This is a genomic window from Mongoliitalea sp. (assembly GCF_054166905.1).
Genome location: NZ_JBSZCK010000020.1, coordinates 32,860 through 54,892, shown reverse-complemented (window position 1 = coordinate 54,892; position 22,033 = coordinate 32,860). Strand labels below are relative to the sequence as shown.

At 39.0% G+C, this 22,033-nt stretch carries 25 protein-coding genes and 1 pseudogene; 10 read left to right on the top strand and 16 right to left on the bottom strand.

What is annotated here, in order from left to right:
• Positions 1-393: 393 nt before the first annotated feature.
• Both ACXIUD_RS07045 and ACXIUD_RS07040 read right to left on the bottom strand, forming a co-directional pair.
• Positions 394-1,116 carry a head GIN domain-containing protein gene (locus ACXIUD_RS07045; RefSeq protein WP_458051917.1) on the bottom strand — a complete coding sequence of 241 codons (723 nt, stop codon included), beginning with the start codon at positions 1,114-1,116 and terminating at the stop codon, positions 394-396.
• 128 nt (positions 1,117-1,244) lie between these two features.
• Entirely contained in the window at positions 1,245-2,624 is a 1,380-nt protein-coding gene (locus tag ACXIUD_RS07040; protein WP_458051916.1) for a hypothetical protein, read from the bottom strand.
• Positions 2,625-2,716: 92 nt separating this feature from the next.
• On the opposite strand from ACXIUD_RS07040, the gene ACXIUD_RS07035 reads away from it, so the two are divergent.
• On the top strand, positions 2,717-4,576 hold the full coding sequence (locus ACXIUD_RS07035; RefSeq protein ID WP_458051915.1) for a carboxypeptidase regulatory-like domain-containing protein: 1,860 nt from the start codon (positions 2,717-2,719) through the stop codon (positions 4,574-4,576).
• Positions 4,577-4,579: 3 nt separating this feature from the next.
• Here ACXIUD_RS07035 and ACXIUD_RS07030 read toward each other — a convergent pair whose 3' ends face one another.
• Positions 4,580-4,996, bottom strand: coding sequence for a hypothetical protein (locus ACXIUD_RS07030; RefSeq protein WP_458051914.1), 417 nt, complete (start codon positions 4,994-4,996; stop codon positions 4,580-4,582).
• A gap of 219 nt (positions 4,997-5,215) precedes the next feature.
• Between ACXIUD_RS07030 and ACXIUD_RS07025 the strand changes: the two genes are divergently transcribed.
• Entirely contained in the window at positions 5,216-6,559 is a 1,344-nt protein-coding gene (locus ACXIUD_RS07025) for an amidohydrolase (protein ID WP_458051913.1), read from the top strand.
• Between the two features lie 51 nt (positions 6,560-6,610).
• On the top strand, positions 6,611-6,748 hold the full coding sequence (locus tag ACXIUD_RS07020) for a DUF559 domain-containing protein (protein ID WP_458051912.1): 138 nt from the start codon (positions 6,611-6,613) through the stop codon (positions 6,746-6,748).
• A gap of 5 nt (positions 6,749-6,753) precedes the next feature.
• Here the strand turns inward: ACXIUD_RS07020 and ACXIUD_RS07015 are convergent, their stop codons facing one another.
• From ACXIUD_RS07015 to ACXIUD_RS07005, 3 genes are read right to left on the bottom strand one after another with little or no spacing between them, the layout of a single operon-like run.
• Positions 6,754-6,897, bottom strand: coding sequence for a hypothetical protein (locus ACXIUD_RS07015; protein ID WP_458051911.1), 144 nt, complete (start codon positions 6,895-6,897; stop codon positions 6,754-6,756).
• A 48-nt stretch (positions 6,898-6,945) separates the two neighbouring features.
• Positions 6,946-7,386, bottom strand: coding sequence for a hypothetical protein (locus ACXIUD_RS07010; RefSeq protein ID WP_458051910.1), 441 nt, complete (start codon positions 7,384-7,386; stop codon positions 6,946-6,948).
• 36 nt (positions 7,387-7,422) lie between these two features.
• On the bottom strand, positions 7,423-8,040 hold the full coding sequence (locus tag ACXIUD_RS07005; protein ID WP_458051909.1) for a hypothetical protein: 618 nt from the start codon (positions 8,038-8,040) through the stop codon (positions 7,423-7,425).
• 89 nt (positions 8,041-8,129) lie between these two features.
• Here ACXIUD_RS07005 and ACXIUD_RS07000 point away from each other — a divergent pair, with 89 nt between their 5' ends.
• Positions 8,130-8,336 (top strand): helix-turn-helix domain-containing protein, encoded by a 207-nt coding sequence (locus ACXIUD_RS07000; protein ID WP_458051908.1) that lies wholly within the window; start codon positions 8,130-8,132, stop codon positions 8,334-8,336.
• Here ACXIUD_RS07000 and ACXIUD_RS06995 read toward each other — a convergent pair.
• On the bottom strand, positions 8,333-8,542 hold the full coding sequence (locus ACXIUD_RS06995) for an STAS-like domain-containing protein (RefSeq protein WP_458051907.1): 210 nt from the start codon (positions 8,540-8,542) through the stop codon (positions 8,333-8,335). The two genes, ACXIUD_RS07000 and ACXIUD_RS06995, sit on opposite strands and share 4 nt — an antisense overlap.
• Before the next feature lie 115 nt (positions 8,543-8,657).
• Complete coding sequence (locus ACXIUD_RS06990) at positions 8,658-9,221, bottom strand: hypothetical protein (protein ID WP_458051906.1); 564 nt, start codon at positions 9,219-9,221, stop codon at positions 8,658-8,660.
• A gap of 94 nt (positions 9,222-9,315) precedes the next feature.
• Between ACXIUD_RS06990 and ACXIUD_RS06985 the strand changes: the two genes are divergently transcribed.
• Positions 9,316-9,522 carry a helix-turn-helix domain-containing protein gene (locus ACXIUD_RS06985; RefSeq protein WP_458051905.1) on the top strand — a complete coding sequence of 69 codons (207 nt, stop codon included), beginning with the start codon at positions 9,316-9,318 and terminating at the stop codon, positions 9,520-9,522.
• Positions 9,523-9,533: 11 nt separating this feature from the next.
• Complete coding sequence (locus ACXIUD_RS06980) at positions 9,534-11,477, top strand: DUF2075 domain-containing protein (protein ID WP_458051904.1); 1,944 nt, start codon at positions 9,534-9,536, stop codon at positions 11,475-11,477.
• Positions 11,478-11,709: 232 nt separating this feature from the next.
• Here ACXIUD_RS06980 and ACXIUD_RS06975 read toward each other — a convergent pair whose 3' ends face one another.
• From ACXIUD_RS06975 to uraH, 3 genes and pseudogenes are all read right to left on the bottom strand, one after another.
• The gene (locus ACXIUD_RS06975; RefSeq protein ID WP_458051903.1) at positions 11,710-11,892 is read right to left on the bottom strand and encodes a hypothetical protein; all 183 of its coding nucleotides are present in this window, start codon (positions 11,890-11,892) and stop codon (positions 11,710-11,712) included.
• Positions 11,893-12,436: 544 nt separating this feature from the next.
• On the bottom strand, positions 12,437-12,598 hold the full coding sequence (locus ACXIUD_RS06970) for a hypothetical protein (RefSeq protein ID WP_458051902.1): 162 nt from the start codon (positions 12,596-12,598) through the stop codon (positions 12,437-12,439).
• Between the two features lie 866 nt (positions 12,599-13,464).
• A pseudogene (gene uraH / locus ACXIUD_RS06965) lies at positions 13,465-13,791 on the bottom strand (hydroxyisourate hydrolase); the annotation flags it as partial.
• A 379-nt stretch (positions 13,792-14,170) separates the two neighbouring features.
• Here uraH and ACXIUD_RS06960 point away from each other — a divergent pair.
• A complete protein-coding gene (locus ACXIUD_RS06960) occupies positions 14,171-14,767 on the top strand; it encodes an outer membrane beta-barrel protein (RefSeq protein WP_458051901.1) in 597 nt (198 codons plus the stop codon).
• Positions 14,768-15,716: 949 nt separating this feature from the next.
• Here the strand turns inward: ACXIUD_RS06960 and ACXIUD_RS06955 are convergent.
• Positions 15,717-16,055, bottom strand: a complete 339-nt coding sequence (locus ACXIUD_RS06955; protein ID WP_458051900.1) for a HepT-like ribonuclease domain-containing protein — start codon at positions 16,053-16,055, stop codon at positions 15,717-15,719.
• Positions 16,048-16,344 (bottom strand): nucleotidyltransferase family protein, encoded by a 297-nt coding sequence (locus ACXIUD_RS06950; RefSeq protein ID WP_458051899.1) that lies wholly within the window; start codon positions 16,342-16,344, stop codon positions 16,048-16,050. The genes ACXIUD_RS06955 and ACXIUD_RS06950 overlap by 8 nt, the downstream gene beginning before the upstream one ends.
• A 213-nt stretch (positions 16,345-16,557) precedes the next feature.
• Between ACXIUD_RS06950 and ACXIUD_RS06945 the strand changes: the two genes are divergently transcribed.
• Both ACXIUD_RS06945 and ACXIUD_RS06940 read left to right on the top strand, forming a co-directional pair.
• Complete coding sequence (locus tag ACXIUD_RS06945; protein ID WP_458051898.1) at positions 16,558-16,782, top strand: hypothetical protein; 225 nt, start codon at positions 16,558-16,560, stop codon at positions 16,780-16,782.
• A 17-nt stretch (positions 16,783-16,799) separates the two neighbouring features.
• Complete coding sequence (locus ACXIUD_RS06940) at positions 16,800-18,644, top strand: cystathionine beta-synthase (protein WP_458051897.1); 1,845 nt, start codon at positions 16,800-16,802, stop codon at positions 18,642-18,644.
• Positions 18,645-18,826: 182 nt separating this feature from the next.
• Here ACXIUD_RS06940 and ACXIUD_RS06935 read toward each other — a convergent pair whose 3' ends face one another.
• Positions 18,827-19,288 (bottom strand): GNAT family N-acetyltransferase, encoded by a 462-nt coding sequence (locus tag ACXIUD_RS06935; protein ID WP_458051896.1) that lies wholly within the window; start codon positions 19,286-19,288, stop codon positions 18,827-18,829.
• 712 nt (positions 19,289-20,000) lie between these two features.
• Positions 20,001-21,146: an MFS transporter gene (locus tag ACXIUD_RS06930; protein ID WP_458051895.1), complete on the bottom strand. Its 1,146-nt coding sequence runs from the start codon at positions 21,144-21,146 to the stop codon at positions 20,001-20,003.
• A gap of 68 nt (positions 21,147-21,214) precedes the next feature.
• Between ACXIUD_RS06930 and ACXIUD_RS06925 the strand changes: the two genes are divergently transcribed.
• Positions 21,215-21,343 carry a hypothetical protein gene (locus ACXIUD_RS06925; RefSeq protein ID WP_458051894.1) on the top strand — a complete coding sequence of 43 codons (129 nt, stop codon included), beginning with the start codon at positions 21,215-21,217 and terminating at the stop codon, positions 21,341-21,343.
• A gap of 201 nt (positions 21,344-21,544) precedes the next feature.
• Here ACXIUD_RS06925 and ACXIUD_RS06920 read toward each other — a convergent pair whose 3' ends face one another.
• Complete coding sequence (locus tag ACXIUD_RS06920) at positions 21,545-22,033, bottom strand: DUF6691 family protein (RefSeq protein WP_458051893.1); 489 nt, start codon at positions 22,031-22,033, stop codon at positions 21,545-21,547.

Genomic DNA, 22,033 nt, shown 5'->3' with positions numbered 1-22,033 from the left:
TACACTTTAGTGATTGGTTGATTAAGTGATTAGTACCTTGAGGTCCACAGCTGACAGTCCACGGTCCACGGTTTAGTGAACAATGAGCAGTGAACAGTTGAAGAGTGATTTGTCCCCTCATGAAATAGGTTGACAGGTTATTAACCGAAGACCGAATGGTGTGAAAAATACGAGTTCTATACACGCCTCAAGTCTTATGTCTTGCATCTTGTGTCTTGTGTCTTGTGTCTACTACCCGAATCCCTACTTGGTACTTTGTACTTGGTACAATTATCCTGTCTTGTTTCTTGGCTCTTGTTTCTTGGTTCTAATCTCTCGCCTCTCGCTTCGGTCCCTGAGCTTGTCGAAGGGCTCGCTCCTGCTTGCAGCAAGCAAGTCTCACTTCTCCATTTATTAATTTCTATTCACCGAGCCCAAGCCCGAGACTTTTTCATGGACCACGGTTGGGTTTCCTTTATAGGACACAGTGCCGATACCATTCATATCTAAAGATAACTCCCCGGTGCAATGAATGGAAACCGCCCCTATACCACTGCTTTCTACTTGGCAATCCTTGGCCATCAGCTTCGAGGCATCGATATTCCCTACTCCCTCGTTTTTCAACAGCAAACGCTCGGTTTCACCCGTCAACTGCATTTTCCCTACAAAATTCAATATAGCCTCCACGGAATTTGCATCCAAATCCAACTCTATATTCCCTACTCCATTACCAGAAATTTTGAAGTCTTGTACACCTAAGCGTTGGGTAGATTTGATCTGACCTGCACCGTCAAACTTTAACTGCTCCAATTGATTCACCGTGAGACTGATTTTAAGATCATTCGTCAATTTCACATCTTCTTTTGGACGCTTGAGGGAAACTGTCAGGATATCTCCAGATTGGGACACCTCCACTTTTTCTACCAAGTTCTCATCCCCACTGATTTCTATGGATGGATCATCGCCTTGAGAAATGTACACATCAAAAGCCCCCTTCAGCACCAATTGAGTAAAGTCAGATAAGGCCATATCCTTACTGCCCATTTCTCCTTTAAATTCCTTCTCTTTTAATTTTACATCACAGGCCGATACCAATAGCAGAAGTACCAGTATTCCTTGAATAGCATATGTTTTCATAGCGGGTTGTTTAAAAGTGATACAAAATTGTTCCTATTCGAACATTCTGGAAGTTTTTTAGAATTCTCCCATCGGAATATACTGAAAATCACAAACAATTAAGTATTCCATTAATGGAATTTTGAAACTCAATTTATCGGAACTGTTAAAATGGACCAGTAGAAGCGATTGTTTTCTTGATTTCTGCCTTTTTCAATCAAATACATTTTATCTTCTTGTGAATTGACAAAAGCGAATGGAATTTCAGTAGAATAGCTTTGCACTTCCCCATTTACCATGCGTGATTGTTTCGGTAAGGTTACATTCAACTCCTGCCTGTAATCTGAAGCATTGAAAATAGCCAAGGAAGGCTGAGTACTGCTTGAAAATAGTCGATCCACATTTTCATCTCGAATGGTGTAAATGAGAGGTTTGCGCTTTCCTGGAATCATCGTCACAAAAGGAGTAGATCCAGGAAATTTTGTCACGTACCGTAAATCCCACACCTGCTCATCACTCAACTGATGGACATTTCCTGTTCTTGTAAAAAATCGAGTGCCCGTACGGTCAAACCAAGTCTTTCCCCCAAACCGATGATCCCCATGATAGGGAGAATCATACATCAATCGTGGCCAACCTCCTTCCATTCTAAACTTATACACATCATCGGGCGCTATCGTCGTACTTGCTAAAAGCAAGTATTCTCCACTTGGATGCACGCTAATAGTTGCATTACTGTAAATAGGCGCATTATATGAATAATCTGCCTCTGATCCTTGTAAATTAGCGGCATAAATGTGTGAATGCTGCTGCTGAGAGTCGGTTATGTATACCCAATTATTAGGTGCCAATACAAGGTCATGGATTGGAAAAGGAACACTCTTCCGCTGAATCAACTGCCCGGTTGGCAACTCTAGGTATGAAAATGCTGACTGATGTCCTACCACCATACGATTTCCAGTAGCATCGATGGAAAGCTTGATTCCTTGAATTTCCAACAAAATCGTTTGAAAATACCTCCCATCAGGATCAATCATCAACAACCTACGATTACTTGCCAATGCCCAAATACGATTGAGATTAGGGTCATACACGGCATCCAAAATTTCATCTTCCAGCATCCATCTCCCCGCCTGTGGTGCCAGTATCCTAATTTCTATCTCCCTAGATACCATATTCCCAGACTTCAGAATCAATAGTTCAGACCGGAGTTCTCCATTGGAGCCTACGGTAAGCCAGCGAACATCTACTTCCTGAACACCATTAGCTGCCAAGATTCCTCCAAAAGGGGAAACGAGGAGATCTTCCGAGGAGCTTTCCAAAGACCAAGTTACCGGATAATTGCTTGTATTGATGATATGAAGCTTTCGAGTTTCATCCGGATCTTCAAACACCAAAACATTATGACTGACATCTAATCTATCCGGCCCCTCCAAGGACTCGCTCATAGGACCGCATGCCAGAATGACTCCTAGGAAGAGTAAACTGCACCAGAAAGAAGCACAAAATGAAGTTTTAGAAAAATTCATAGCTGGGAAATAAAAATTTTTATAATCCAATGCGGTAAATATAGTTACAATAGTTTTACATTTGGATTCCCTGACAAATAAAATTCATTCCCATGCGCTTACAAGTCCTACGTTCCCTGTTTTTCCTATCATTATTCTCACTCCTATTGGCCTGTGATGAAGAAGGCAATACACCCAAACAATTTGGTCAATTGATTGGCATTATCAGCAGTGAGGAAGGGCTGAAAATAGATGGAGTACAAGTAGAAATCAAAAATTCCGGCTTTTCCCAAAAAGTTATGAGTAATCGGGAAGGGCGTTACAACTTTGAGCGTATCCCTGTCGGGGATTACGAACTTTCGATCAGTGCCGAAACCTATATTGCCAGGACTATCTCCGTATCAATTGTAGAAAACATTGTAACTGAGAGAAATGTGAGTTTGGCATTAGGAACAGTCATTCTAGAAGTAGATAAGCAAACCTTTGAAGCCAATATCCAAGATGGGGTTTCTTCGGTAGCGGTCACCTCCAATGCTTCTTGGGTAGCCAGCACTACGGCTGATTGGATTACCCTTCAAGAACCAACGGGGCAAGGCAATAGGAATCTCAACTTCATTTATGTAGCAAACCCCAGTGACGACCCTAGAGAAGGAATTATTGAAATCAAAGCCGGAACAGAAATCCGAAAAGTCACTATCAAGCAAGCGGCCCCAATAAACATCAAAAAAATCACTCCGATTTTTGGGGAAGAAACGAGTCAACGGGTAGCTGCCTTCGAAATTGAATTTACCGGACCGATCAAAGACTTGGAGTTACGCCCCATCATCAGTTGGTGTCAGCATAATTATTCACCCGTCACGATCAATGCAGCCCGAACAAAAATTACTTATTCCTACAGCTGTGGCAGGGCTGGAGGTAGTTATCCATTTATCATTGAATACAAAGATGACAGAGACAATGGATACAACAAAAACATTCACATCAACTATTTTGATGAATCTCTCCCTTTTGAAGGATTAGTCATTTCCACGGCAATGGTTCCGGGAAAAGATCAGGTCTGGATGCTTACGGAGAGGCCCTCCCGACTCCATTTCATCGATCTTGCAGATTTTAAACTCCTCAGAACCATCCCCATCCCCTCAGAACAACCCAGTCACGTCAGTTACAACCCATTCAATCAACAGGTCTATGTAGGCTTGATGGATGGACGCATTCAGGTCTTCAACAGTACTACGGGCAACCTCAGCAGTACCATCACACTACCACCTGTTCCTTTTCAACCGGATTTCAATTACTATGTCCATGAAATGGCCTTCACCACGGCAGGGAAAGCAGTCATGGAGCTCTATCAGGTAGGTAGTAGTGGGATTACTTGGCTTACCCTAGATAGTCAGCAGGGGAATGTGATTTCAGACCATCCAAGGAAAGGTTGGGAAAATCATCAAATTTATGAAACCAACTTCCCTCGCAGTAATGGAGTGGATAAAAATGTATACTTCTACGGAATTGGAGGAGATATGAGAGGACTGATGAAGTTAGACGAACAATTGAATCAATTAACCACCATTGCCAGCGGTGTAAATGACCCAACGGCACGTAACATGTTTATGGACCGCATGTCCGAACGCTTTGTCTTGTTTGATGGAGATACCTATGTAGTGGATAAAGGCAATCGGATTGATTTAGGGTTTTTAGGTTACTCCTTTATCCGAGTTGAATTTTGCAGAAGCTGTAGCAGCAATCAAGTCCTGTTAATTCATGGTACGGGGAATCATCTCTTAGATTTTTATGATTATGGGCAGAAACAAGTCCAAAAAAGATTCCCAACAGGCCCAGCTGCTTGGAATCGACTTTACCACAGTTTGGATGGAAAATCTATCAGTTTTGAAGCCAATGATTATGAGCAGATTCCAGGAACAGAAAATGTACGAGGAAAATTAGTCCGTATTTCCTTGGAGCGTATGGGGCTCTAAAAGCTAAAGATCAGTTTCCACCCTTCTCAGGCGATAGGTATCCACGAGATTATCGTTGGATCGTTGGAGTATGTACTCACCTCCTACCCTGCTCAAACGGAAAGTGCCAGAAAGTATCAAACTCCAATCAAAATCCGCGGTAAAAAAGCAAGCATTCTCGAAGGTAATGCGGTTTTCGGAAACGCTAAATGTTCCATTGCAAATCACAGGGTAGCGATTGGGTCCGCCGCTACCGGAAAAGCTATTTCCTTCCAATAGCAAGCCTATACTTGCCACCCCCAATGATTGCCCATCGACGATGCGCTCAAAAGTTCCGGTAAATTGTCCTTGCAGCAATGCTGGATCCACGTCTTGTTTTTCGTTACAGGCTGCCAGGCCCATCAAGAGACCCAGCATCAGCCAAGTGAATAATCGGTTCATTTCTTTCCAAGTTACCAATTATAAACGGGATTCAAAGGCAGGATGTCCTGAGAGTGCTCAAAAAAATTAATTTGAACAATTTGCAGTAAAATTAACAGCACAGATTCACAGCTTCTGCAAAATAATAGGATTTCGTTTGTCAAATTTCAAAAAAAACATAAAATTGACTGTGTTTAAACGGCATTTACAATTTAAATGTTAAATCATTAACACAGCATCATGTCAGAAAAGCATCTTAATAGAAGGAATTTCCTCACGCAGACACTTGCCCTCACTGGAGCGGGAATCTTGAATCCAGCAATGAGCTTCGGAACCAACGACAGCCCCAGAACCCAACATTCATCCCTTACTAGCCAAAGATTTAAAAATGTCAGAATGGAGACAGGGTTTATAAGGGATGAACTAGAGGTAATTGCCACAGAAACCAAGCTTTTTTCTCTGGTGGTTGAAAATGGAAAAATCACTGAAATTCTTCCTAACAGCCCTGCTGCTGATGCCATCGATGCCCGAGGTTACCTGATGTTGCCAGCTATGAAAGATATGCATATCCACTTGGACAAAACCTATTACAGCGGTCCTTGGAAGGCAAGGGAAAGTAAGTTCCGCACTGTAAAAGAACTTATCGAACATGAAAAGGAGGTCATCCCTACGCTTTTACCTCATTCCACGGAGCGGGCCAAGAAATTGATTGAGCTTCTGCAATCCAAAGGAACTGATTTTGCGAGAAGCCATGTAAACATAGAACCAACTTCCCGACTTGACTCATTAAAAAACCTCCAAAAGGCACTAGATGCCAAAGAAGCGGGATTTGGAGCAGAATTGGTTGCATTCCCACAGCACGGCGTCTATTATTCTGATTCTCAGGACTTGATGCGGGAAGCAGCTACCATGGGTATAGATTTTATCGGGGGAGTAGATCCTTATTCCATCGATGGCCATATTGAAAAGACCATGGACTTTACCGTACAACTAGCATTAGACCAGAATAAAGGCCTAGACATACACCTTCATGAAACGGGAGAATCTGGTCTGAAGACCGTTCAGTACCTTATTTCCAAAGTCAATGAAAACCCTGTACTGAAGGGAAAAACATATCTTAGCCACTGTTTTGTATTGGGAGCTTTGGATCCCAAAACCTTGGAAGCTACTTGCGAGTCCTTGGCAGAGGCTCAGATTGGCATCACTACAACGGTACCGATTGGGTACAATGTAATGCCCATACCCAAGCTTTTGGAACACGGCATTCCTGTAATGGCAGGTACAGATTGTGTCACTGACCACTGGCAGCCATTTGGCACTGGTAGTATGCTGGATAAGGCTAAGACCATGGCCGAATTATACCGATACAATCATGAATTTGGACTTTCCCGATGTTATGGAATAGGTACTAAAGGAATTACTCCCTTGGATAAGGACGGAAATCAGGTATGGCCTAAAGTAGGAGACGAAGCCAGCTTCAATTTAATAGCAGCCTCCTGCTCCGCCGAAGCAGTGGCCCGACTCTCTCCCGTCAAGCAATTGTACCATCAAGGAAACTTGGTTTTTGAAAGTAAGGAGTGTTGAAAGAAAGCCATCACTAATCAGGATTTTTGGATTCCTAAAATAGAGCGCAATATGCAGCGGGACACAGCAATCAATGCCTACTATCGCTCTAAAGGATGGACGGTATTGCGTTTTTGGGATTTTGAGGTAAAGAAGGAATTGGGGCTGTGTGTGAAGAGGGTATTGGAGATACTATCCAATACCCCCTAGACAATTTAGATTTGTGGTTCCGTAGTAAGGATGATCTCATTACCTGTCTCTAAGACAATCAAAGTCCCTTCGTAGTGGACAAATTGCCCTCCTCTTTTTTGGACATCTTTTAATCCTTTAATGAGGGTTTTTATTTTAACTTTTTTCATGGTTTTTGGAAGTTTAAATGATTGAAGTATTGAGTTGATTCTAGATTATTAGTATGATGTTCTCTTTAAGAACTTTAAATCAGGAGTAACGAAAAGCATCCCTGTATGCATGGATCCTAAGGTGTCTTTTATTGTCACCTTCACATTCGTTTCAACTCCTAAACCTATTTTCACCTGCAATTCAGGGACAATTTTATCTTGGTAGAGCCTTTCTACTATGCCTGAAACTTTGGAATTGTCTTCCTTAAGAATCACAACTGGATAGCCCAAGAGATCTTTGAGATCAAACTCCACTACTTCCAAATCCTCAAGTTTCACCCGATTGATGGGGACAAAAGTTAAGTTTGAGAAAATTGGCTGTATATCTGCTGGAGGAATGGGGAAACGCCCACTATCATCAAAATCCAATAAGTGATAAATCATATCTGCGTCCTCATCAGGATAAGGTGTATGAAACCTTACAACCTGTACAATTTTAGTCGGTCTCATTTTATCTTTGCAGTATTTAGAGCGTTGCCCCCGCTTTTATATGTTAGTATGAATCTCTTCACTAATGACCTGTCCGTTGTAATCCAATCTTCCTAAATACTGCCCGTTTTCATTGCATAAAAGGCCTCCAATAAAATCAGTTTCTACCAACTGAAACAAGGAGGTATACGATTGAATGATCTTTTTTGCAGTGACCATTAAATCAGTATCCTGAGGCATAAATTGAACTTGCTTACAAACCAATTCCTGTCCTGATACGGAAGAAATCAGTAAAACTCCTCCTAACTCCCGTTGGATTCGCTCAAAATCCGCTACTGGTCCAAGAGCCACATATAGCTCATGGGAAATCGGTGAAAACTTAGGATAACTTTGCGCTACCAGTTCCATTAATTCCATGGCAGCAAGGACAGCCGATCTGGGAGAGGCATACCAACACTCCACTCCAAAAGCAGTATAATCGTACCTTTGGAAAGCCCCTTTCATTTGCTGGAAATTAAGGAAATGGGGATTTTGAGGATTTTCATCTGGTTCGTAGCTAATGGAAATCAAATACTCTCCCTTATATCCTAAAAGTTCGATATACTTGTTAGCTGGATCATCGTCTGCAATCACCCAATGAGGGTTGATCGGACCTTGGAAATGAGTGGTATACATAGTCAATTTGTTAATTTGGTTGACAAAAGGAACTATTTTAAGATAAGCAAAAAAATCAAATTGTTTACAATAGTAAACAAAAATATTTTATGGACATCAAAGAAAAATTTGGCATCAGACTCAAAACCCTCAGAAAAGAAAAAGGCCTATCCCAAGAGGAATTGGCCGAACGATCAGGTCTTAACAGACCCTATATCTCAGGAATAGAACAGGGGAAGAGGAATGTTTCTTTGGAAGTGATGGAGAAGTTGGCGGAGGCGCTGGGGGTGCGGATGATGGAGTTGGTGGAGTTTTAGGCTGTTTCTACTTGTAATAATCGTTCCTTAAATGCAAAAGCAATTGTTCTCTTTACCAAGGTATTAGCATCCTTAAACGTAGTCTTACTTTTCAACTCTTCAATTTTCATTGACAGGAGAAGTTTCCCAAAACACTCGTCGGCAAAACTATGGGAGATAAATTCAACCCCTTTAAAATCAAAGGCGACAAAACCCTCAAAAGCCAAGGCTTGCTAAATATCCTTCCTCATAGTTTCTCAAAGAAACCTTGTGCCGAGGTGAGTGCCTATGTAAGAGAAAATAATTGTCATATGCTAATTTAATAAAGAATCGAACTCGAAGTTACCTACATTGAACAAGGCTTTCTAAAAATTCATCTACTTTTCGACTGTCAGTGACGTCATCCTCGGTCCATTCAAAATTCACAAATTCATGATAATCATGATCAATTTCTGAATCATAAGGATGGTAATGTAACCTTGGCAATTCCCAATCTTGCGGAACAAAAAACTCATTGGAAATCAATTTAAGCTTAAGTTTATCACTCGCTTCCCTAGGTGTTATGAAATTGGGATTGGCAAAAACCACCGAACCAAACTGTTTGAAATTAGCCCCATCTCTATACAGGTAGTTTAACTTTAGATTTAAAGGTTTCTTTCCATCCCCAATCGGCATCCGATCCAAATATTCATCCAAGTCAAATTCGGAATCAAACAATGGAAGAGCCTCTTTCCCATTTGCAAAAAACTGGATTAAATCAACTACGCTAACAAAAACTCTAAAATGCTTTCCTTCATAATTGTAGACATAAACTTGTCTGTTTTCTTCAAACCTTTTTAAATAAAAGATTTCAATCGTTCTTGATGGGGTTATATATTCGGTGGTGATGGGAATGATTTTGTTCATGCTCGATAAAATTGGAATAGTAAATATAGCAAAATACTTCATTTTGTAGACTATAGTCCGTGGTACAATAGACTACATTTTTTCAGCTTGCAATATGGATATCAAAGTAGCTTACGGTGAAAAAGTAAGGACCATTAGAAAAAGTCAAAATGTTTCTCAAGAAAAGCTAGCAGAATTAGCTGAGTTGGATCGGACATATATTTCTGATATAGAAAATGGTAAAAGGAATGTTTCTATCGAAACAGTCTTCAAGATTGCCAAGGCACTTGATAAACCAATGGTTAGTTTTTTTGAGTTTTAAAAAGTCTTAATGTGCCCGGAAAATATATAAATAGTATACATGGTTTTTTAAATTCAGAAAACGAGACCGTTTTAGGCCATTTAGCAATTGGTGTGACTAATCACCAATTATTGATGCAGCAAAGGACATCGTGGGACCATCAGATAAATTTTTTAAAAGATTCGTTAAAAAAATTACCTCAAGAATGGACTGTAATTTTTGAATATCCAATTCCCAGACGGGCAAAACGAATAGACTTAATAATATTAGCGCATGACTTAATTTACGTAATTGAATTTAAGGATAAAGAAAAAAAATTCACATCAGACGCTATAAATCAAGTCGAAGATTATTCTTTAGACCTTCGTGATTTCCATAAAGAATCTTTTGGAAGGTCAATTATTCCAATTGTTTGGGCGTCGGAAGCCAAAGGAACACAAAACTCATTTGATGATATTGATGACTTTGTAAAACCAACACTATTTGCAAATAATGCTAATTTACATTCAGTGGTTTGGTCTGCTTATGAATTCTTTACGAATTCTTCAAATTCAAAATTAACTCCTGATGTATGGAATTCAAGTGAATATTTACCAACCCCAACTATCATAGAGGCTGCTCAGCATTTATTTTCAGGACAAAATGTAAAAGAAATCTCTAGATCACATGCTGGTTCAGAGAATTTGACTTCCACAACTGAAGCTATTTTAAATGCTATTAAGCAGGCTCAAAACAGCAATGAAAAAATAATCTGCTTTATAACGGGTGTTCCTGGAGCTGGAAAAACTTTAGCAGGCTTAAAAATTGTTCATAATGTTGAAAATAACTCAGGAAAAGGTGTGTTTCTTTCAGGAAATGGCCCATTGGTAAAAGTATTAACAGAAGCTTTAGCTAGAGATAATTCTAAGAGAAATAAAATTCCAATTTCAAAATCAAGAAGAGAGATTGCCTTTGTCCAAAATGTACACCAGTTTCTAGATTTTTACCATGACAACAAGCAAATCCCACAAGACAAAATTATCTTATTTGACGAAGCACAAAGAGCTTGGAATGCAGAACACTCAAAACGAAAGTTTGATAGAGATTTTTCTGAAGCTCAAATGCTATTTGAAATAATGAATAGAAATAAAGGTTGGGCTGTAATCGTAGCATTAATTGGAAGTGGTCAAGAAATAAACACTGGTGAAGCGGGACTAGCTGAATGGGGTAAAACCATAAGTCAAAACTTTCCTAATTGGAAAATTTTCATTTCACCAGAATTAAAAGAGGGTAAATCGAATATAGCTAATTATAAACTCTTTGAAACTGCACCTAATCACCTTTCAATAACTGAATTAACTGAACTACATTTAAAAGTATCCATTCGATCCTACAAAGCAGAAAAATTATCGGAATGGGTTGTCGCTCTTTTAGAAGACAACCCATTAAAAGCTAAAGAAATTTTACAAAATCATCTTAAAAACTATCCCATTTTTCTGACTCGTAATTTAAACACTGCAAAAAAATTTCTAAGAAATAAAAATAGAGGAAGCAGAAGGTCTGGATTAATCGCAAGCTCTGGTGCTAGACGATTAAGACCACTTGGACTTGATGTAACAACTAAAATTGATGTTGCAAATTGGTTTTTAAATCCAAAGGAGGATGTTCGATCATCATGTTTTCTAGAATTACCTGCTACTGAGTTTGCAGTTCAAGGTCTTGAATTAGATTGGGCTGGACTTTGTTGGGGAGATGACTTTCGAAAAGAGGAAAAAGGTTGGTCTTTTCACGCTTTCAAGGGAACCAAATGGCAGTTGGAAAGAAAAGACGACAGAAAGCAATTTATCAAAAATAAGTATCGAGTTTTATTAACTCGCGCGAGAGAAGGTCTAATTATTTTTATTCCTGAAGGTTCTTTAATAGACCATACAAGAAATAAAGACAATTACGAATCTACATATCAGTACTTTAAAATAATTGGAATAAAAGAGATATGATTATCAGATTTTAAAATTCTAAACCAAAACTTCAAATTCACATTATTGGATTAGTTTATTGTTTTAGGAAATAGGGTTTTTTGGATATTTTCTACGGTCCTCTTTGATGAAGATATAGTCTCCCAGGTGTTTCATTCCGATTTTTTATGGTTGTTTATTTATTATTAAGTAATCCCGTAGATCTACTTTAATTAAGTGATTCAAATCAAACTTATCAATGAAAAAATAGAATTCACCCATTCTCCAAATAATCCCACACAAAATCCCCCAAACTCTCCTCCTGTTCATTAAACTTCATTACAATCCTCGAAGTCAAGCGATCGACCCATGCATAAATATCCTGTGCATCTGCCAAGCCATCCAAAAAGACTAAGGTTGGATTGGCTAAAATAAAATCACCTAGGATCCAAGCCAATTCTCCTTGAAGCTATCTGCATATGATTCCCAAGATCCTCATTTTGAGCAACGAGATAGCATGCATATCTTATGAGTGCAATATCTTGAACTTCTCTTTGCCCACCTTTGCCAATCTCTATCATTTTGTTGATACCAACAAAATGGTCAGACTCTTTCTCTCCTGAGTTTTAGCAAGATTTGATGGCCTTATGTATTGTATTTGCAAAGTTCCTCCAATCAGAATGTCCTATTGTTGAAACTTTTCTTTGCTGTAAATCTGCAAAATAAACACTAGCTTGAAAAATTAGTGACTGCTATTGTTTAAGGAAAAACCCACTAATCAACCAATCACATATACATTAAATCTAAAATCCTCCTTCTAAAATCTAAAATAATTGCTAAACCGGGAATCAACTAGGTCACTGAGCTCGGGGAACCAAGCGAAGTTGGGGATAATTCTGAAATTTGATAACTTAGCCCAATTAGTTATATTATCAAACTATATCGAAGTACCGCTTCCCTTCGTTTGGATTTTACCTTTAAAAGCTAGCGAACGTACCATCTTAAATTACCTTTTCTCTCTTTTTTGTTTTTGGGTTCAAAATTACTTTTCTCTTCCCTTTTGACTTTTGAGCTGCAAGGTATTTTGAAATAGCACTTTCCTCTTCCTTGGTTAATTGACCTTGACCGCCAATAATATCTGGCTCTATGATTTGCTTTTCCATTATTTCAAATTTACTGAATTTTCTTAATAGAGACAAGGCAAATGCCTTTTGAATAGGAACCATTTTGGCACATACGCACACGTCGGCCCCCTTCATTAAGGGCAAGCTGTGAAAAAAGCCTCTCCTCTTACTTAGTTCAACGGTTCTTGCTGTTATCTAAAATTAGTATTTGCTATTAGTATTCACCTGTCAAAGTTACCTCTTGCCAGTTTGAAACCGTATTTTATATGTCGCATTCACATACCATGGGAAAATAAAATCTGCACCATAGGCTGAAATACCAAAGGCATGAGTGATGTTCGGGTTTTTAGTTTTCCATGCTGCCTCCAACTCAAGTAAGTTGAAAGCTTGATTAAGAAGTCTTAACTAACTCTTTATGATTTATAACTGTTTTTAAGGAATTAGTGACATCCCCTATCAAAATTTAATTTCCCATCCCCCACTCGATGCCACAGCTGCACGATTTTTAATAACTCGCGCAAAATTTTCCCCAATGAAATCACTGAAAAAGAATCTCTACTTTGTATTTAAAATATTGATTATCATTAATATTTTTTCATTACCCGCAACTTAAATACAGAATACCCCATCGATACGAGATAAACTATGAAAAAAGTCTCTCCCCTTTCTTAGTTCAAGAATATTCCAATAATGATACGTGAAAGTCCTCCTTTTCGCTTGGATCCCAAGAAGCCATCAAAAAAGTAGGACTGAATAAATCCAGTCCTACTGTAAATGAACTTCCGTGCAAAAGAATCGCCCGAAGCCATTTTTTCAATATCGATAATCTACTAAAAAGCTTAAAAAATTACATGCAATTCAAATTAGAAATACCTCGAATGTAAGCTGTTTTTATTTCCTTAACTTTAATTTCCTCTATAAGTTGAATGTCCAAATTCAGAAAGTGTAATTGGAACATGATAATGATTATTATCTTTCAATTCGAAAACTACTTCTATAAATGGATAAAAACTTTCTTGACCTAACGACTTAAAATACGGTGCAGTGTAATACGTTAGCTTATAGATTCCTTGATGATTGACTCCTTGTTCTACCTTTAGAAAATCAGTTATTCTTCCATTTTTATCCGTTTGTTTTTCATCGAGAGATTCCCACTTTCCTGAGTTGTCTTGTTTCGATAGACTAATTTTTACACCTTTAGCAGGCTGACCTTGTGTTATGTCTAAAATGTGACTTGATAATTTTACTTGCCATTTCTCTTGTCAGTAATGGCTCAATCTACTGTTTTTTTAACACATCTGCATATTGGAACTACAAAATCGTCTAATAAAAAGGATGAATTTCTATTACAAATTTTGCAAAACATGATGGAGGGAATTGGATTATCCCTCTTGCAATTCAATTTACAACTTTAAAAAATTAAGATTACCGCAGCAGACATGAAAGGGCTATGCCGAGTTAGAAAATAAAGGATTAACTTTATTTGTATTTTGATTTTTTTTTATCTTTTTTGTATGTGCGAAAATTGTAGTAGTTCCGTACACTAAACCGGATGTTATCATTTGAAAGCATGAATTTTCTTTGTTCATTTTAACTAAAACCATCTATATTTTGAAAAAACTACTTGTTATTATCTTCTTTTTACCATTGATTTCATTCGGTCAGTTCGCAAAAGGCACTAAATATCTGGGAGGAGACATTTTATTAAATTCAAGTAAAATTGACTTCGCTGATGATATTTCTAGTAGAAACAACTTATTTTCAATCAGTAGCCAACTTGGCTTTTTTCTAAATGATTCTTGGGCTATCGGTCCTGCAGTAAACTTTTCAACAAGTAATAACCCATCATTAAATCCCGTAACCAATCTATTCGAAGACAGGAGAATAACAGGTTATGCGGGAGGTTTATTTGCCCGAAAATTCTTTTCCATTTCAGAAAATTTCTTTTTCAGTCTTGAAGGAAAAGGATTAATTGGCTCAATAAACAGAGAACCAGCCATATTGAATGATAACGAAAATAAAACCCGCTTTCGCTTTTCTTTAAGTCCTATCTTTACTTTCATGCCAACCAAGAAATGGGCATTTGATGCAAGGATCGGAGAAGTATCATATGAATCAAACTGGAACTCAAATATCAGTAATAACTCTAATTTTCGGTTTAATTTCGGCAGTATCAATTTAGGTTTCAACTATTTTTTCAGAATGTAAGCATGCTGCATCCATCGTCAGAAATCCATGCTTGGATTTGCTTATCATCTTTATTCTTAGATGGTATGCATTAGAAACTTAGAATTAAGAAAGATTCCCAAATTAATTCTGCAAGAACAGCAAATAGGCCTAATTCCAAAATTTGGTCAAAAAGTCTGTCGAAGTCCAACTTCACTTTGGTTTAGACTTTATATGTTATGGGCTGTCGTAAATTATTTTCTCCTGTTTCAAAATCTTGTATTGAATTACCAATCCAATTTGATAATTCATAAGTCAGTCACCCATTTGTGTCTCCATCAATCAAAAATAGTTATATCATTTTTCCAAATTTCATAACAATGTTGGAATTCCTGTTTTGATGCCGCCCAACGGCAGGCCCCTGCCATGCGGGGCAAGCTATGAAAAAAGTCTCCCACCTTCCTCAGTTCTCCGGTTCTTGTTCTCATCTAAAATTAATAATTTTAGTGAAATTCAGTTGTAAGAACTCCAACTTATTTCTATGAATCCTATCCAAGGAATAGACCAATTTCAAGTGACCTATTTTAAGAAAAAAGACACAAGAAGCTAGACATAAGATTAGATGCGTCTAATCAACAAACTCAACCCAAAGGCAAAACCATTCAAACAGCTCATCCGAGCATAAGGAAACCCATTGCTCAAAAACAGGCCAACACGCAAAAAATACAGAATACCGAAGCAAAAAACTCCAAAAAAAAGATAGCGGTCTAATACCGCTATCAAAATCATTCATAATCAACCAGATTTTTTCACCAATAGGACTCACCCTAAACTCTTTATCCCCATAGCTATATTTCCTAAACAATCCGCATAATCCCAATACCTTCCTTGATCAATTAGGTCACTGAGCCTGGTTGGTGAGCTTGTCGAACCAAATCGCAATACCGGAGCCCTCCATTTAGGTTTTATCCATACACATTCTTCCAAGTTTTTATTCTCCGTTTAGTAATCCTGAAATTTGCTTATTCATATCTGGAATTTTATTTTTCATAACGTCCCAAACGATCGCATAATTAACTCCAATATAATCATGAATTAATCGATCCCGCATCCCAGCCATATTTTTCCATTGAATCGTATTCCATTTTTCTTTGAAGTCCGTAGGGATTTTCTTGGTAGCTTCTCCAATAATTCCCAAACTTCTTACAACGGCTCTTTTCAACGTTTCATCTTCAATGAAATCTTCAAACAATAAGTTTTCGCTAACAGAAATAATATATAAACATTCGTCGTGGATATGTCTTAAAAATTCTTTTGGATCTTTAGACATATTGAACTTCTTTTAAGATTTTCGGCCCAATATATGGACTCAAACCATTCTTTGTGACAACTTCGATTTTTTCGTTTTTGAAGATCTTTTCAAAATAATCACAAACAGCCATAAAGTTGTCAAAGTTTTCTTTTTCTGGTTCGAAATCAATCAATAAATCAATATCACTTTCGCTAGATTGCTCATTGCGAATATAGGATCCAAACAAACCAACGTTCTGAACACCGAATTTCGAAAGCGCTAGCTTATTAGATTTTAGCGTGGATAATATGTTTTCTTTTGTTGTCATTTCAAACCTTTTTCAAATATACAAAAGTTTGTCCTTGGTGTACTGCTTAAACTAGGTTGAATGTTTTCATTTTGAAAGCTTGATTAATAAGCCTTAACTAACTCTTTATGATTCATAAATGTTTTTAAGAAATTAGTGACACCCTCTATCCAATTTTTTTCTCCCATCCCCCACCCGATACCACAGCTGCACGATTTTTAGTAACTTGCCGCCATGAAATCACTGAAGAAGATCCTCTATTTTGTATTTACCATTTTGATTATCAGCAATATCGTTTCCATTATCAGTAATTGGAACTCGGTAGATGTCTACAATTTCTTGGGCTTTCAAACCAATAAAATCATCTATCTGATCATTCAGCTACTTTTTATCGCGGCCTTTGGCAGTAGTCTGTACTCCATGATCAAGAACGATAAAAATCAAGAAACACCGAATTAAGCTAGGAATAACACCCCATGAATCAAACCCAAATACAACAGCACCTTCAAACGGTTTTGTCCAATATGCCTGCGGATTGGCTCAAACTGACCACCCACCGACTGGATATCTATGAAGAACGACTGGCCAAAACCCAATTTTTAGAGCATTTTGAAAGGCTATTGAAGACAGGAACGCTTGATGCTGAGCAACTCAATCAACTGCCTACAGCCTATGATTACATCCGCTTGGGGCATCCCTTGTCCAGTGTGTTGGAATGGGCCATTGGGGCATTGAATCAATTGCCAGCTGAGCATGTCATCAGCTTTTCCTCTAAGACAGCCCCTATCTTGGCTGTGCTTCGAAAAAACTTATTTCTAGGTAGAAAAACACAGCTGCTCTACACAGAAGATATTTCCCATTTCTTCGGAGCAGCATTGGTTCGGGAAATCTATGGATATTCCTTTGAAATGAAGCAGGTCAGTGCGGGAGAGAACATTGCCAATTTTGAGGGAAGCAGGGTGTTGATATCACAATCCAGCGCTATCGGAGAAATGCCAAATGATTTTGACAGTGATTTTGTGATTTGCACCCATGGATCGCTGGGCAGTATTATTTATGTCACCAAAAAAGAGCACACGGAATACATTGCAGAAATACAGCATGTAAGAAGAAGGGAAACGATTGCCATGACTCCAGCCAATTGCTTGACGGCTTTGGAGATGTTAGCAGGCAAATCCATCCAACTCCTGCAAGACGACCGGAATCCTCGTCAAAGAGAGCAGGTATTAGACACCATTGCCAACATCACCGCTACGGATGTCAAACCCTTGGTTGGCTCCAGTGGCTTATCCATTCAGTATGCCATCATGATGGGTTTGATCCATGATGCCATGGAAAAGCACTCAGGAAAAGCGATCAAATTTATCGTTCCACCCAACTGCTATGGGGGCACCAATGACCAAGCGAGAAGAGTGGCGGCAGTGTTGCCACATGTCGAGATTGTAGACTTACCAGTTGATGCTGGCAATGACATGAATCAAAGTCTTGAAAGGATTTTGAGTAAACTTGCGGAAGAAGATGCAATACCTTTTATCATCGCCGAAATTCCAACCAATCCACGGGTGGAAGTTCCCGATCTGGAGCGCCTAAAAGAGGTCTTGAGCCAAACGCGTCAAACCAAGGATGGGGAGACAGCCATTGAACCCGTGTTTATTTTGGATCAAACCTTCTGTCCCAATGTGCACTTTTTGGGAGAGGGAGATACACTTTCCACGATTCCTGCCATCGCTTATGCCAGTGGATCTAAGTTTCCAAGTGGGGGAGAATGCACTGCTGGCTATTGCGTAGCCAATCAAAAGGCAGCAGAAATGATGGATAAAATCGGCCTTCATCTAGCCCTTTGTGACAACGAGGCTACGGGACAGCAATATGAAATATTAAATTGGCAGCTACCTTCCATGAATCAGCGGATTCAAGAGGCTTATGTGAACACGAGAGATTTTGTCAATTTTATTCAGGAGCATTTGCCTCATGCTAAGATCAACTTTGTCTCCGAAGAACTGGCGGCAAGAGGCTTTACCCCTTCGGTGTTTTCACTAGACCTTCCTACCAAAGGAAATACGCCAGAGGAAAAAGAGGCGTACAAACGGCAGTTGAACCTCCAGTTGATCGATTGGATGATTACTAAAATTCCCGATGAAAGTAAGTTCTGTGTGAGCTATGGGCAATTGAAAGGCTGCTACTGGACCATTCCCGCCACCTCCACGCAAGGAACCACCAAGGAAGGAGACAAGGATTACATCATCAGAGCTTCAGTGTCTCATCATATTGATTTGGAGCGACACAAGGAGGTGTTTATGGAATTTATTCAAACCATGTAAGAAGCTCTTTGTGCCTTAGTGTCTTTGTGGCTAAAAGTTTTAAAATGCCACTAAGGCGCGAAGGCACAAAGTTGAGATAATAAAATTAGACGATAAAATTTTGTAAACGCTCCTCTGTAGAATTAAGTCATGATATCATAACAATATCCAAAAATTACTTGTCGCCCTTGGCGGATCCAGTATCAACAAACATCCTTTTTTAGACGAACCATTTCAATATGTTCAATCCCATCTTCATCGTAAGTGTCACCATCAGATTGAAAACCAAGCGATTCATAAAAAGCTAAGGCGTAGGTTTGCGCCCCAATGCGAATATGGCAAGGGCCAAAAAGCTGATAGCAGCAGTCTATTGATAGTTCCATCACTCTTCTTCCCAATCCCTTCCCTCGATAAGCAGGTGAAGAAACCACCCTTCCAATCGAAACTTCTTCATAGGACACACTTGCAGGTACAATCCTAGTATAAGCAACCAATTCATTTTCTTGGTATAAAAGCAAATGATGGCATTGCTGATCCTTATTATCCAAATCCAAGAAAACGCAGTTTTGCTCCACCACAAACACCTCACTCCTCAAGCGTAACAGCTCATACAACTCCTCTAAACTCAATTCATGGAAAGCTTTGAAGACATGTCTCAGATTCATATAAATTGATTTGATTAATTTTAGAATGGGCGAATATAATTCATAATCCCAGAAATCGGGAAATTGCAGGGTCAGCTTTGCATACTTTTCGAGATTTCCCCCTATGCCTCAGGATCAAACCCAGCAAAGGAGAATTATTTAATTCTCTATCCCACCGAATAGTCAAGCTTTTGATACCTACAATTTTGTTATACTAGGGATTGGCAGCAGAAGATTGCAAATCTCCAATTATCTATTTCCCTAAATTGCAAATTTCGAGAAGCAACATCATTTCTAACTGCATTGATCACTTCTCACTGCTACTTCCCAAACGCTCATCCCTAATTCACACATTCCTAATTTCTTAACAACTTTTTCATTGTTTTTCTTTTCAATTTCTTGTGTCATGTTAGTGGGTTAAAACCCGAGACAATTGATGGGGTTCATTTATTTCACATACTTGTGCTGAGCCTTTGGGACCAAGCATATTTCATTCTTAATTTCTAATTCATCATTCCTCATTGATCAACTGTTCACTGCTAATTCCCCCTCTAAACTTAACAGTTATCCGTTAGTCCGCACTGTCATTCCTAATTTCTCATTCCTAATTCCTCACTATTCACTGTTCACTTTCAACTGCTCACTGCTAACTGTTCACTGCCAGTCCACACTGTTCATTCCTAATTTCTCATTCTTCATTCCAAATTCACCACTGTTCACTGCTAACTACTCACTATTCACCAAACACCCCTACCCTCACCGAAGAAAGCGCCATAATCCCTAATCCTGCCATAGCCACCAAGGTGAAAGAAGTCTTTAAACTCGAGAGTTCCGCAATGTAACCGATCAAGGGTGGACCAATCAAAAAGCCAAAAAATGAGATCGTTGAAACCATAGCTAAAGCGACACCTGGACTGTACAACTTCGATCTTCCTGCCGTACTGTAAGCAATCGGCACAATCGCCGCCACTCCAAACCCTACCAGCAAAAAACCAATCGTGGCTACTACTGGCACAGGGAATAGAACAGAAACGATCAAACCTGAAAAAATCAAGCCTCCACTGATGCGGATCAACGGCAATCGCCCAATCTTATTGATGATACGATCGGTGATAAAACGACCGGACGCCATGGCTCCCATAAAAGACACATAACCCAAAGCCACCAAGCCCTCTTCAATTGCTACCACTTTTTTGAAATATACGCCTGACCAATCAAACATACAGCCCTCAGCCATCATCCCTAAAAATGCAATACCCCCCACTCTCAATAATAAACCATCTGGTTTTTTAAGGACCAAGCCACCTCCCCCTCCTCCATTTTGCAAATCACTGCGGATATAGCCCTGAGCCAACAGCAAAACGACTATCACGATAGCAGAAATAATGAGGTAATGAAATCCTGGCAATACATCTAAGTAAATCATCAAAGCACCAATTCCCGCACCCGTAAAACCTGCCAAACTCCAGAGACCATGAAAAGAAGCCAAAATACTTTTCCCATACTCATCCTCCAAACCCAAAGCCTGCGTATTGAGGGAAATATTCATCATATTCCCTATCATTCCATACACCATCACCACTGGTACTAAAACATAAATACTTGGGCTAAATCCAATCAGGGGTAAAAAAATCAAATAGCCAACTCCACTCATCAGAATCACCAATCTACTCCCATAACGATGCACCAAAAAGCCTGCTGCGGGCAAAGCAATCAAAGACCCAATCGGTAGCCCTAACAAGAGGGTTCCTAGTTGCGCTTCCGAGAGTTGAAACTTTAATTGGATATCAGGAATCCGGGATGCCCATGATGCGAAACAAAGACCGGCAAGAAAGAATAAACTCCCCAAAGCCAATCTCCTTTTTTGTAGGATATTCATAGGTAGGTTTGATAAGGGACTAAACGAAGGCTTTACTAATTGCTCTCTATTTTTTATACTTGAAGCGTATGAAACGAACAATTATCAATCCACTCTACAAAGATACAGTTACTTTCACCCAAATGAGTGAAGAAACAGGAGGAAAAATCACAGAGCTAGACTTAACTCTGAGCCCAAAGGGCTTGACGAAGAATTGATAAAGAAATACTGTGTTTGATAAACAAAACAAAACACCAGCGGTTTCAATCCCATAACACAAAAATTATGGAATTTATAATCGCTGGTGCTGTCATCCTCATCGTCATACTCATGATCAGAGTAATCGTCAAGAGGGTATTTTAATAGAACCGGAAGGACACATAGAAACCATCTATTGCTTATGCATCTATATGGTTTAATTAGTTAGGTAACTTGTCTGCAAATCGGCCGTAGACCCAGGTACCTGCAATAGCGGACACGAGTGTTACTAAGATCACTGTAAATCCACTACCAATCTGTGCAAATAATGGTCCAGGGCAAGCGCCTGTAAGCGCCCAGCCTAGACCGAAGATGAATCCTCCAATGATTTGTCCTTTTCTGAATTCTTTGGTTGGGATGACAACTTTCTCTCCATTCAATGTTTTGATATTGAACTTTTTGATCAATTGAATGGAAATCACACCAACGGCAATTGCAGAACCAATCACACCATACATATAAAAAGACTGCAATCGGAACATCTCTTGGATTCTAAACCAAGAAACGATTTCACCTTTCACGAAGATGATTCCAAAAAGCATCCCCACGATCAAGTACTTTACCAAACCTAAGCCATTTTCATTGGTCTCTTTAAAATTAGGAGTACCACAATCCTTAGGCGTTTCTACTTTTTTATCTACTGCGTTCAT

What these genes read in the sequence shown, in the direction of transcription:
- ACXIUD_RS06925 (WP_458051894.1), top strand. Translation starts at nt 21,215, where the DNA reads ATGAAACGAACAATTATCAATCCACTCTACAAAGATACAGTTACTTTC.
- ACXIUD_RS06990 (WP_458051906.1), bottom strand. Translation starts at nt 9,221, where the DNA reads ATGAACAAAATCATTCCCATCACCACCGAATATATAACCCCATCAAGA.
- ACXIUD_RS07020 (WP_458051912.1), top strand. Translation starts at nt 6,611, where the DNA reads ATGCAGCGGGACACAGCAATCAATGCCTACTATCGCTCTAAAGGATGG.
- ACXIUD_RS06950 (WP_458051899.1), bottom strand. Translation starts at nt 16,344, where the DNA reads ATGACAACAAAAGAAAACATATTATCCACGCTAAAATCTAATAAGCTA.
- ACXIUD_RS06920 (WP_458051893.1), bottom strand. Translation starts at nt 22,033, where the DNA reads ATGAACGCAGTAGATAAAAAAGTAGAAACGCCTAAGGATTGTGGTACT.
- ACXIUD_RS07035 (WP_458051915.1), top strand. Translation starts at nt 2,717, where the DNA reads ATGCGCTTACAAGTCCTACGTTCCCTGTTTTTCCTATCATTATTCTCA.
- ACXIUD_RS07030 (WP_458051914.1), bottom strand. Translation starts at nt 4,996, where the DNA reads ATGAACCGATTATTCACTTGGCTGATGCTGGGTCTCTTGATGGGCCTG.
- ACXIUD_RS07045 (WP_458051917.1), bottom strand. Translation starts at nt 1,116, where the DNA reads ATGAAAACATATGCTATTCAAGGAATACTGGTACTTCTGCTATTGGTA.
- ACXIUD_RS07005 (WP_458051909.1), bottom strand. Translation starts at nt 8,040, where the DNA reads ATGTATACCACTCATTTCCAAGGTCCGATCAACCCTCATTGGGTGATT.
- ACXIUD_RS06985 (WP_458051905.1), top strand. Translation starts at nt 9,316, where the DNA reads ATGGATATCAAAGTAGCTTACGGTGAAAAAGTAAGGACCATTAGAAAA.
- ACXIUD_RS06945 (WP_458051898.1), top strand. Translation starts at nt 16,558, where the DNA reads ATGAAATCACTGAAGAAGATCCTCTATTTTGTATTTACCATTTTGATT.
- ACXIUD_RS06940 (WP_458051897.1), top strand. Translation starts at nt 16,800, where the DNA reads ATGAATCAAACCCAAATACAACAGCACCTTCAAACGGTTTTGTCCAAT.
- ACXIUD_RS06930 (WP_458051895.1), bottom strand. Translation starts at nt 21,146, where the DNA reads ATGAATATCCTACAAAAAAGGAGATTGGCTTTGGGGAGTTTATTCTTT.
- ACXIUD_RS07015 (WP_458051911.1), bottom strand. Translation starts at nt 6,897, where the DNA reads ATGAAAAAAGTTAAAATAAAAACCCTCATTAAAGGATTAAAAGATGTC.
- ACXIUD_RS06955 (WP_458051900.1), bottom strand. Translation starts at nt 16,055, where the DNA reads ATGTCTAAAGATCCAAAAGAATTTTTAAGACATATCCACGACGAATGT.
- ACXIUD_RS07010 (WP_458051910.1), bottom strand. Translation starts at nt 7,386, where the DNA reads ATGAGACCGACTAAAATTGTACAGGTTGTAAGGTTTCATACACCTTAT.
- ACXIUD_RS07025 (WP_458051913.1), top strand. Translation starts at nt 5,216, where the DNA reads ATGTCAGAAAAGCATCTTAATAGAAGGAATTTCCTCACGCAGACACTT.
- ACXIUD_RS06935 (WP_458051896.1), bottom strand. Translation starts at nt 19,288, where the DNA reads ATGAATCTGAGACATGTCTTCAAAGCTTTCCATGAATTGAGTTTAGAG.
- ACXIUD_RS07040 (WP_458051916.1), bottom strand. Translation starts at nt 2,624, where the DNA reads ATGAATTTTTCTAAAACTTCATTTTGTGCTTCTTTCTGGTGCAGTTTA.
- ACXIUD_RS06970 (WP_458051902.1), bottom strand. Translation starts at nt 12,598, where the DNA reads ATGGAAAAGCAAATCATAGAGCCAGATATTATTGGCGGTCAAGGTCAA.
- ACXIUD_RS07000 (WP_458051908.1), top strand. Translation starts at nt 8,130, where the DNA reads ATGGACATCAAAGAAAAATTTGGCATCAGACTCAAAACCCTCAGAAAA.